The sequence below is a fragment of the Exiguobacterium sp. s56 genome (assembly GCF_018618255.1).
GTDB classification, from domain to species: Bacteria; Bacillota; Bacilli; order Exiguobacteriales; family Exiguobacteriaceae; genus Exiguobacterium; species Exiguobacterium chiriqhucha.
In genome coordinates, this window is sequence record NZ_JACSLR010000028.1 from 1 (window position 1) to 9,360 (window position 9,360).

The window sequence follows — 9,360 nt, forward strand, 5'->3', positions numbered from 1 at the left end:
ATTAGGCTACCTCACACCGATAAAATATGGTGTGGCGGCAGCCTAATCAAGGTGTTTTTATTAGTGTCTCATATAGCTAGGTCAGTCTAGCTGTCGGCTTTTCTTTTGCTGGCAGGCTGCAGCAATGATACAACGGATTCATTTGAAGTGCCGTTTGAAGGGGAACTGAACCATGTTCATGGGATGGGTTATGCAGGAAATGAGAACGGACTGTATTTTGCCTCGCATACCGGGCTGAAAATTTACCGGGAAGAGGGCTGGTTCGAAACGGCGGATAATTTTCATGATTATATGGGCTTTAATGCAACAAATGAAGGATTTATTACGTCGGGCCACCCAAGTGCAGACTCAGAATTACCCAATCCCCTAGGGATACAGCGAAGCATCGACAGCGGTAAATCGATTGAAGAGATTGCATTTCAAGGAGAAACGGATTTTCATGCCATGGCGGTGGGATATAACAGTAACGACATTTTCCTAATCAATCCGGCCAAGAATTCCCTATTGGAAGCCGGCGTATATAAAAGCGGTGATGAAGGCGAATCATGGAAAACTGTGAAGGCTGAAGGGCTGGAAGGCGAAGTGACTTCGCTCGCTCTTCACCCGGCTGACTCAAACTTCGTCGCTGCAGCTACGGCTGCAGGGATTTATTTCTCACGGGATGGCGGAGAAAATTTTAAAGCCATTACAGACGGAAGTGAAACAGGCACAGCGGTGCATTTCACCGAAGACCATTTGTACTTCGGAAGCTACGGGACAGCGGCGGCTCTGGTGAAGTATACTATGGAAAATGAAGAACTCGAGCCGGTGGATACACCGGACCTTTCACAAGATGCCATCGCTTTTATTGCACAAAACCCGATGGATGGAATGGAACTGGCGATCTACACATTTGAAGGCAATGCCTACTTGTCGGAAGACGGATTACAGACCTGGAAAACGCTGCTGGAAGAGGGAAAAACCAAGTAGAAACCAGCTAGCCGTTTGAAAGACGAACCGAATCCAACAGCTTTCGGCAGCAGTCTTTGTCTTGATTGCTGCTAACCAATCGACTTAAAGAGGGATGCCATGTTAAACAGGCTTGCATTGAAAATAGGTTTGCTGTTTTTTGTGTTTATTATCATCATTGAATTGGTTTTGTTTCTAACCCTGTACGTTACTTTTGTCAATGAACGGGTGGATGAAGTCATGACCAACCTGCTTGCAAGAGGGAACACCCACAGCGAAGTATTGGAAGACAGTTTTGAACCGGCGACATTGAACCATGTGGCGTTGATGGAATCGGCCTCCGATTTCATCGTCATCATCACGGATGCAGATGGCAACGAATTGACCCATTCCGATCTGATTGAACCTGAAATGAGGGAAGTGTTGGAACACACCGATTTTGATGAGGTTCTGCAGGGAGGGAAGGTCGTGGAAGAGCGATGGGACAAAAAAGAGTTTATTGCGACGGACAGCCCAATCACCATTGAAGGAGAACATAGAGGCCACGTGTTCATGTTTGCGGAAACCAATCATATCAAAGGGATGGTCAGTCATTTGCGAAACCAATTCCTGATTGTTGGCCTGATTGCTGTCGGGTTGACCGTCATCACAATTTTTCTGCTATCCCGATTGATTACGTTGCCGTTGATTCGGATGAAAGAAGCGACGGAACAGTTAAGCGAAGGGCACCACGAGGTCAGCCTGAATATTGGCCGAAACGATGAGTTGGGAGAGCTGGCGAACGCCATCACTGCTCTATCCAGTGACTTGGAACATTTAAAAAATGAGCGGAATGAATTTTTGGCGAGTATTTCGCACGAGTTGCGGACGCCGTTGACCTATATCAAAGGATATGCCGATATCGCGAGCCGGCCGGATGCATCCGAGGAAGAGAAAAAGGAATACATTGGCATCATCCGGGAAGAGACGGCCCATTTGACGGAATTGATCCGGCAGCTGTTTGAGCTGGCTCAGATGGATCATAACCAGTTCGCCATTCAAAAAGAGGAATTTTCACTGGAGATGCTTTTTGCATCCGTCGTTGCCTTGGTTCGGCCAGCTTTTGACGAGAAACAGATTTCATTGGCTGTCCATTGTGAACATGAGATTGTCGCCTTCATTGATCCCGAACGTTTTCAGCAGGTATTGCTGAATGTCTTGGACAACGCCCGCAAGCATTCTCCTGAAGGAACACAAGTGGTATTACAGGGAGTCCAAGATAAAGGTACCATCACCATAAGCATCCGTGATGAAGGAGAGGGCATACCGGAAAAAGATCTTCCTTTTGTCTTTGAACAATTGTATCGGGTCGATAAATCCAGATCCAGACAGTACGGAGGAAGCGGTCTTGGCCTGGCGATTGCGAAAGAAATCGTCGAATCGCACGGTGGTCTCATGACGCTTCAAAGTGAGTACGGACAAGGGACAACCGTCCTGATAGAATTGAAAAGGGGGGATTCGCTTGCAGAAAGTGCTGTTGGTTGATGATGAACAACGAATGCTGGATTTAGTGGCTTTATATTTGAAGCCGCATCAGTACCTCTGTAAAAAAGCACTGGGAGCTCATGAAGCCCTCGACTATTTGGAATCGGAACCTTTCGATCTCGTCTTACTGGATATCATGATGCCGGAAATGGATGGCTGGGAACTGTGCCGCGAAATCCGGAAATTTTCGGATGTGCCAATCATTATGCTGACGGCGCGGGAACAACAGGAGGATATTGTTAAGGGATTGAATATCGGGGCGGATGATTACATCACAAAGCCGTTTAATGAAGATGAGTTGCTGGCCCGGATGGGGGCGCTGCTTCGCAGGAGAACTCCGAAAAATACCATTGAAGTGGACGGTTTGGTGTGGGACAAAGACCGGTTTGAACTTACGTACGGCAAACATATCATCAAATTGACGCCAAAAGAATTTCTGATGGTGGGCCACCTGATGAAGAATGCCGACAAAGTGTTTACGAGGGAGCAGCTGATCCAGTTAATTTGGGGATTCGACTCAGAGACGGAAGGGCGGACCATCGATTCGCATGTGCGAAATGTTCGGGAAAAAATCCGCCAGTCCGGTTTTCCGGTCGATGATCATTTTCTCACGGTTTGGGGAATCGGCTACAAATGGATCCATGAAGCAGAATGATGCTTGATAAAAGAAAAGGTCCGTCGGAAAATATTTCCGACGGGCCTTTTTGAGTAAGGTTATGCGGCGTTACGGCAAGCTTCTGCACATCTACGGCAAGCTTCCGCACAGCGTCTGCAATGTTCATGATGATCGGCGTGCTTCTCACATTCCTCTGCGCAAGCTTCGCAAATGGTTGCGCAAACGGCTGCCAGTTCGGAAACGAACGGTGAATTGTGAGTAATGGCATGTTCCAAAAATGCACACATGTCCGCGCATTCCCGGTCTAATCGAATGCACTGTGCTAGCATCTTCACATCGTCTTCCTGCAGACAAGCGTCAAAACAATGGTTACATTCCGCTGCACAATCATGTAATGCCCGAATCAATTCCTGATGTTGTTCATGAGCCATGTTAAAACCTCCATTTCTTATTTTTGCTTCATTTACTGGATTTCCCTCTCCTTTCCAAACTAAACAGAAATACCGAAACTCCATAGAAACTGCACATTTTATAGACAAGTAATCAAATATTAAAATCAATGGTGCGGTTTTTTTGGGGGGTCATTGTGAACTTCTAAATTAGAGTCATGGAAACAGCGATAAAGTAAAATGATACTAAACACTTGATATACCCTATCGGGGTATGTTAAGTTTAAGGAAATATTACTTTAGGAGGAATAATAATGATTGAAACATTAAAAGTACAAGGTATGTCCTGCGGCCACTGTGCAAACTCGGTTGAAACGGGCGTCGGTGAACTCGAAGGGATTTCATCTGTGACAGTTGATCTTAAAAAAGGCGAAGTGGCAGTAGACTATGATACTGCCAAGACATCATTAAACGAAATTCAGAAAGCGATTGAAGAACAAGGGTATGACGTCGTATAAGGGTGCTTTCACAGCACACTTTACTTTTAAATGAAATATACCCTCGCGTGGTATATTCGGCAAGAACTTTGTGAATGTTAAGAATGTAAATAGGGTTAAATAGGATAAGAACCACTAGTTTGGAGGAGGCGCACTGAATGGCTAAAAATGATAAAGACCATCACCACCATCAAGACGAACAGGTAGATCACAGTAAAATGGATCATTCCAAACATGTTGGGCATTCGTACCATGAAGACCAAGTGAAAGAAGGCATTCAAGACGACAGCAATCCTGCCAAAATTCATGATGATCATGCCCATCACAATCATGGTGGCCACGATCATAGTGACCATGGACATCACCATCATGGGAATTTCAAAGAAATTTTCCTGAAGTCGCTGCCCTTGGGCATTGTCATTCTATTATTGTCGCCGATGATGGACGTTCGGCTTCCTTTCCAATTTACTTTTCCATACTCGGATATTGTGGTCGCTGTATTAGCAACTATCTTATTGGTTTATGGCGGAAAACCCTTCTATCAAGGTGCAATCGCTGAATTTAAGGAAAAAGCACCGGGCATGATGGCCCTTATTTCATTAGGGATATCCGTTTCCTATTTGTACAGCATTTACGCCGTGCTGGCACGCTACGTAACCGGCGATCACATCATGGATTTCTTCTTTGAATTCGCGTCCTTGCTGTTGATCATGCTCCTTGGACACTGGATCGAAATGAAGGCTATCGGAGAAGCAGGAGACGCGCAAAAATCGCTCGCCGAATTGGTGCCGAAAGATGCACATGTGGTATTGGAAGATGATTCGATCGAGACGCGTCCCGTAAATGAGCTGGAAGTCGGAGACCTTGTACGGGTTCAGGCCGGAGAAAACGTCCCTGCCGATGGCATCATCAAAAGAGGCACCTCGCGGATCAATGAAGCTTTGCTGACGGGGGAATCTAAACCCATTGAAAAAGGAGCCGGAGACAAAGTGATCGGCGGTTCCACGAACGGTGCAGGCATCTTATATCTTGAAGTACAGGAAACCGGCGACCAATCGTTCATTTCTCAAGTTCAAACCCTGATAAGCCAAGCGCAGGATCAACCTTCAAGAGCTGAAAATCTTGCTCAAAAAGTAGCCGGCTGGCTGTTTTATATCGCCATTGCGGTGGCTTTCATCGCTTTTGTCGTTTGGCTGTACATTGCTGACATTCAAACCGCTATTCTTTTTACGGTTACGACATTAGTCATTGCATGTCCACACGCTCTCGGCCTTGCCATTCCGCTGGTTATTGCACGAAGCACCAGTTTAGGTGCAAGCCGCGGGCTGTTGGTGAAAGACCGCGAAGCATTGGAGCTGGCAACTAAGGCTGATGTAATGATACTGGATAAAACGGGTACATTGACTACTGGCGAATTTAAAGTTTTGAACATGGAAACACTGGATGGTCAACATACCGAAGCCGAAATCGCGGCGTTAATGGCAGGGATTGAAGGCGGGTCCAGCCACCCAATCGCCCAGTCAATCGTCCAATACGCTGAGAAACAAGGGATTCAGCCTGTCCACTTTGATTCGATTGATGTTGTGTCGGGTGCGGGTATAGAAGGATACGCCAATGGCCGCAAATACGAATTGATCAGCCAAAAGGCACTTGGAAGAGATGTAGCGGTGGATGTTCCCAAAGGGGCAACATTAAGTATACTAGTTGAGGACGGGAATCCGATCGGTACGGTCGCATTAGGCGATGAATTGAAAGAAACGAGCAGAACGCTGATACAGGCATTGAAGCATTACAATATAAAACCGATTATGGCTACAGGTGACAATGAAACGGCTGCCCAAGGAGTAGCAGAGGAACTGGGCATTGAATACAGAGCCAATCAATCACCGCAAGATAAATATCATTTAGTGGAATCACTGAAAAATAATGGACAAACGGTTATCATGGTCGGCGATGGCGTCAACGATGCACCATCCCTTGCAATAGCAGACGTTGGGATAGCAGTCGGTGCCGGAACTCAAGTCGCCATCGATTCCGCTGATGTGATTTTGACTCAGTCGGATCCAGGCGATATTGAATCCTTTATCGAATTGGCCAATAAAACAACCAGTAAAATGAAACAGAACCTCGTGTGGGGAGCCGGTTATAACTTTATTGCCATTCCCATAGCGGCGGGTGTTCTAGCCTCCATTGGGATTACGTTGGCTCCTGCCGCAGGAGCAGTTCTGATGTCCGTGTCCACGGTTATCGTGGCTATCAATGCGATGACATTGAAACTAAGAAATAGAGCTGTTTAACACCGTGTTTAATTGTCGTACACGAAAAGTGCTGCCTCCCAAAAGTTGAATTTTCTTTAACCTTGGGGGCACAGTTTTGTATTAGGTTAAAGTCAAACGGAGGTTTGAAGACTTTGGATAATTAAATATATTTTTATAGTTAACATATGAGATATTATCGGAAGAGAGGAAGCCCAAAAGCTTCTTCTCTTTTCTACTTAAATTCAATTAACACAAAAAAGTTTTCAAAAATTGATCATTCATTCATTAATCGCCGATTGTAAAATTAAGCTAGACAATTGAAAAAGCCATTCGTGGTACACTCACAATGTATTTTCCGACCAAAGAAAAACATAGGAGTGATCACGAATGACCTACACCCATCTTACCACGGATGAACTGGTGATGATAGAATCCTACCACCGCCAAAATATACCTGTAGCGATCATTGCTAAGTTGATGAACCGTTACAGGCAGCCAATCTACAACGTCATCAATTTCCTGAAATCAGGACATACAGCGCTCGACTTCTACACGCAATACAAGAAAAATAAGAAACGCTGCGGCCGGCGGAAGATTGTCCTGCCGAAGAAACAAGTGGCCTATGTTCAAGACAAGGTGGCGCAGGGCTGGACGCCGGATGTCATTGTCGGCCGGGCAGAAACGGCCATCGATTGTTCCGCGCGCACCATCTATCGCATGTTCAAAAATCAGGTCTTTGACGCCGCCACGCTGCCGATGAAAGGAAAACGGAAACCCAATGGACACCAGGAACGCCGGGGAAAACAGGCGTTCAAACGCCATATTTCCGAACGGGAAGCCGACAACCCGTCGTTCAAAAAAGAGTTCGGGCATATCGAAGGCGACACCATTGTGGGTGCCCGCCACAAAAGTGCGGTGATCACGCTGGTCGAACGGCTGACGAAAGTCATCATCGCCCTGAAGCCTGCAGGACGCAAGGCTTGCGATATTGAAACTGCGTTGAACCAGTGGTTCCAAGGGGTCCCGAGAAATCTGTTCAAATCCATCACGTTTGATTGCGGCAAGGAATTCTCCAATTGGAAACCGTTGTGCAACCGGCACGACGTCTCGATTTACTTTGCGGATCCCGGCACGCCTTCTCAGCGCGCCTTGAATGAAAACTCCAACGGGCTCCTGCGGAAAGACGGCTTGGCAAAGGAAATGGACTTCAAACAGGTGGATCAAACATTCATTTCGTCGGTGGCCGACAAGCGGAATAACATCCCAAGAAAGTCACTGAATTACCGCACACCGTTGGAGGCATTTTTGAGTCACCTGAATGGAGTCGATCTGTCTAGCTTAAATTGACAAACGGAATGATTTAAAGATATCAGTGTACTGCAACTTTTAACTGATACATCTATAAAAGCAGCAAAGGATTTTTCGTCAGCAACCGCCAGGGCGTTAGTCTATCGATTGTTCGACGTGAATGATTGCCTCGAACGGCACATGGATGATCCCTTCCCTTTGATTGGCCAGCTCGACGGTCCGCTCCATGTAGTTCGTCCGGTGCACGAATCCTCTGAATCGTTTCATCTCCCGCTTCTCCACATATTTTACCTCTACCAAATCTCCGCTGAAGATCGCGTCGTTCAGCACATTCTCATAGACCGATAGGACCTGTTCATCGATATCTGGCATCTCAATTTTTTGAATCTCTTTATAGTATTTCGTCAGTAGCGCCTTGTGCTCGGGCATGAGGAATGGGATCCATTTCAATTCGCCCCGATCGCGATACATCGTCATAATAATTACCCCTCTCAATAAAACGAACGTTTGTTCTTATTTTATACCCGATTTGTCCCGTTTGAACAGCCTTTTTCGTGATTGGTAATCCGTGCGTCCTGTTTCCGTACTCTAGCTCGCTGGTCTTCGGTGCAAGGGACGTCAAAAAAATGACGCGCCCTCCGGCCCGTCTTCCTTCGCTTTAGGCTCAAAGCGAGGCTTTTCGCTCGTTGGCTACGGAAGCCTGTCCCTCCGTTTGCTCTACGCATTTTTTTGAGGCTCTCCCTGCGGTCGCCCTTGCACCGTCTCCCGACGCTCGCTTCGTTCCCGTCAACAGGACGCACAACGGTGTTCGTTCTGAGCTCGGCTTATCCGAAAGGGGACAAACCATCATGGAACTTACATCCATCATCGAGGTCATTCGTATCAAACAAGAGATTCGCGAGGAGATGGTCGCTCTCGAGCACGCCATCATCCAATCACCGGACAGTGCCCGACAAATCGGTTCCTCGTTCATCGGGGACGACGACCGTGAAGTGTTCCTCGTCATCATGCTCAACACAAAGAACCGGGTCATCGGCGTCCACCGGGCACACGTCGGGAGCGTCAACTCGAGTGTCGTCCACCCACGGGAGGTCTTCAAATGCGCCATCTTGAACAACGCCTCGTGCCTCATCGTCTGTCATCAGCACCCGAGCGGGGACCCGACGCCGAGCCGGGAGGACATCCTCGTCTCCGAACGGTTACATGAGGCGGGGGACCTCATCGGCATCCCGGTGCTCGACCATCTCATCCTCGGAGCGGACGAGTCGTACGTCAGCATGAAACAGCGAGGTTACATGGGTTGAACGGAATGGAGTGGGGCCGGGGGACCGGTCCCGGTCCGTCCGGTAAGGACAAGGAAGAAAAACGTACGTTTTTCTTTGACTGGATGGGCGACTCGCGTTGCTCTCGCCTGGATCCATAGAGCGGGATCCGGAAAAGGGTCGTTTTCGCATGACGAAAACGCGATGGTTCGTGTGTGAAGGTTGGACGTTGTTTTGGTCTGTCTCGTAAGAAGACTATTTGATGAAATGACAGAAGTGAAAACACGGTTTGTTTATTGAAAATGAGCATGTTTTCTAAACAAGCCCTAGGGCTTACGTGAAATTAGGCGAGATGTTGTCTGCTTGGATGCGAGGTATCATGAGGCTATCAACAGGAGAGGAAGATTCAGATGGACAGTTACCAACTAGATCAACAGACGATGGACGAGATGACGGAGGTATTGCTTCGACTGTATTTTGCAATACAAATGTGCACAATAATGCAACGAAAAGTACAGAACTTTGCCAGCTGGGTTTTAGTGTTTCGACAACGCATGC

General features: G+C 47.2%; 9 protein-coding genes. 7 read left to right on the top strand and 2 right to left on the bottom strand.

All coding sequences use genetic code 11. From position 1 onward, the window contains the following. The first annotated feature begins 105 nt into the window (after positions 1 to 105). The 3 genes from KNP71_RS15445 to KNP71_RS15455 all read left to right on the top strand — a co-directional run bounded on the left by KNP71_RS15445 (position 106) and on the right by KNP71_RS15455 (position 3,127). Complete coding sequence (locus KNP71_RS15445) at positions 106 to 969, top strand: F510_1955 family glycosylhydrolase (RefSeq protein WP_251132831.1); 864 nt, start codon at positions 106 to 108, stop codon at positions 967 to 969. Between the two features lie 99 nt (positions 970 to 1,068). After that, positions 1,069 to 2,472 carry a sensor histidine kinase gene (locus tag KNP71_RS15450; RefSeq protein ID WP_214828794.1) on the top strand — a complete coding sequence of 468 codons (1,404 nt, stop codon included), beginning with the start codon at positions 1,069 to 1,071 and terminating at the stop codon, positions 2,470 to 2,472. Then, positions 2,450 to 3,127: a response regulator transcription factor gene (locus KNP71_RS15455; RefSeq protein ID WP_214831038.1), complete on the top strand. Its 678-nt coding sequence runs from the start codon at positions 2,450 to 2,452 to the stop codon at positions 3,125 to 3,127. The genes KNP71_RS15450 and KNP71_RS15455 overlap by 23 nt, the downstream gene beginning before the upstream one ends. Before the next feature lie 59 nt (positions 3,128 to 3,186). On the opposite strand, the gene KNP71_RS15460 is transcribed toward KNP71_RS15455, so the two are convergent. Then, the gene (locus KNP71_RS15460; RefSeq protein WP_084158420.1) at positions 3,187 to 3,519 is read right to left on the bottom strand and encodes a four-helix bundle copper-binding protein; all 333 of its coding nucleotides are present in this window, start codon (positions 3,517 to 3,519) and stop codon (positions 3,187 to 3,189) included. 272 nt (positions 3,520 to 3,791) lie between these two features. Here KNP71_RS15460 and copZ point away from each other — a divergent pair, with 272 nt between their 5' ends. From copZ to KNP71_RS15475, 3 genes are all read left to right on the top strand, one after another. Next, positions 3,792 to 3,995: a copper chaperone CopZ gene (copZ, locus tag KNP71_RS15465; RefSeq protein WP_029336157.1), complete on the top strand. Its 204-nt coding sequence runs from the start codon at positions 3,792 to 3,794 to the stop codon at positions 3,993 to 3,995. Between the two features lie 137 nt (positions 3,996 to 4,132). Continuing rightward, complete coding sequence (locus KNP71_RS15470; protein ID WP_251128207.1) at positions 4,133 to 6,271, top strand: heavy metal translocating P-type ATPase; 2,139 nt, start codon at positions 4,133 to 4,135, stop codon at positions 6,269 to 6,271. Between the two features lie 348 nt (positions 6,272 to 6,619). Then, entirely contained in the window at positions 6,620 to 7,579 is a 960-nt protein-coding gene (locus tag KNP71_RS15475) for an IS30 family transposase (RefSeq protein ID WP_214828788.1), read from the top strand. Positions 7,580 to 7,675: 96 nt separating this feature from the next. Here the strand turns inward: KNP71_RS15475 and KNP71_RS15480 are convergent, their stop codons facing one another. Then, a complete protein-coding gene (locus KNP71_RS15480; RefSeq protein WP_029595514.1) occupies positions 7,676 to 8,017 on the bottom strand; it encodes a YolD-like family protein in 342 nt (113 codons plus the stop codon). Positions 8,018 to 8,388: 371 nt separating this feature from the next. On the opposite strand from KNP71_RS15480, the gene KNP71_RS15485 reads away from it, so the two are divergent. Beyond that, positions 8,389 to 8,844 carry a JAB domain-containing protein gene (locus KNP71_RS15485; protein ID WP_035385670.1) on the top strand — a complete coding sequence of 152 codons (456 nt, stop codon included), beginning with the start codon at positions 8,389 to 8,391 and terminating at the stop codon, positions 8,842 to 8,844. Positions 8,845 to 9,360 lie beyond the last annotated feature (516 nt).

What these genes read in the sequence shown, in the direction of transcription:
- KNP71_RS15450 (WP_214828794.1), top strand. Translation starts at nt 1,069, where the DNA reads ATGTTAAACAGGCTTGCATTGAAAATAGGTTTGCTGTTTTTTGTGTTT.
- KNP71_RS15460 (WP_084158420.1), bottom strand. Translation starts at nt 3,519, where the DNA reads ATGGCTCATGAACAACATCAGGAATTGATTCGGGCATTACATGATTGT.
- copZ (WP_029336157.1), top strand. Translation starts at nt 3,792, where the DNA reads ATGATTGAAACATTAAAAGTACAAGGTATGTCCTGCGGCCACTGTGCA.
- KNP71_RS15470 (WP_251128207.1), top strand. Translation starts at nt 4,133, where the DNA reads ATGGCTAAAAATGATAAAGACCATCACCACCATCAAGACGAACAGGTA.
- KNP71_RS15475 (WP_214828788.1), top strand. Translation starts at nt 6,620, where the DNA reads ATGACCTACACCCATCTTACCACGGATGAACTGGTGATGATAGAATCC.
- KNP71_RS15480 (WP_029595514.1), bottom strand. Translation starts at nt 8,017, where the DNA reads ATGACGATGTATCGCGATCGGGGCGAATTGAAATGGATCCCATTCCTC.
- KNP71_RS15485 (WP_035385670.1), top strand. Translation starts at nt 8,389, where the DNA reads ATGGAACTTACATCCATCATCGAGGTCATTCGTATCAAACAAGAGATT.